This window comes from Mesorhizobium sp. M7A.F.Ca.CA.002.09.1.1 (genome assembly GCF_003998555.1).
Classification (GTDB): domain Bacteria; phylum Pseudomonadota; class Alphaproteobacteria; order Rhizobiales; family Rhizobiaceae; genus Mesorhizobium; species Mesorhizobium ciceri.
Genome location: NZ_RZRR01001590.1, coordinates 1 through 475 on the forward strand (window position 1 = coordinate 1; position 475 = coordinate 475).

At 63.4% G+C, this 475-nt stretch carries 2 protein-coding genes; both read left to right on the top strand.

The genetic code is table 11. The features are described from left to right. A partial coding sequence (locus EN994_RS34815; RefSeq protein WP_127308317.1) for an ABC transporter permease subunit occupies window positions 1-296 on the top strand: 296 nt, incomplete at its 5' end. Beyond that, on the top strand, window positions 293-475 hold a 183-nt coding region (locus tag EN994_RS34820; RefSeq protein ID WP_127308318.1), incomplete at its 3' end, for an ATP-binding cassette domain-containing protein. The genes EN994_RS34815 and EN994_RS34820, both read left to right, overlap by 4 nt.

Consider the following 475-nt stretch of genomic DNA (forward strand, 5'->3'; position numbering starts at 1 on the left):
CCTACACGCTGGGTTCCACCAACAGCGGCATCGTCAACCGGGTGATCATGCCGGCCAATGCGCCGGAGGTCGCCGAGACGCTGCGGCTGGTGCTCGGCTGGGCCTGGACCTATGTCATCGTCGCGGAACTGATCGGCTCGTCATCCGGCATCGGCTACATGATCATCAACAGTCAGTCGCGGCTGGCGACGGGTCAGATCATCTTCGGCATCATCGTCATCGGACTGATCGGGCTGTTGTCCGACTTCGCCTTCAAGGCCTTCAACCGCTGGCTCTTTCCGTGGAGCCTGGCGTGAACAAGCTTCTCATCGAGGGCGTTTCGCGCACCTTTGCCGGCGTGCGCGGCGGTCAGCCGGTCAAGGCGCTGATGCCGATCGACCTGGCGGTCGCCGCCAACGACTTCATCACTATTCTGGGGCCGTCCGGCTGCGGGAAGTCGACACTGCTCAGGATTGTCGCGGGCCTGGAAGCATCG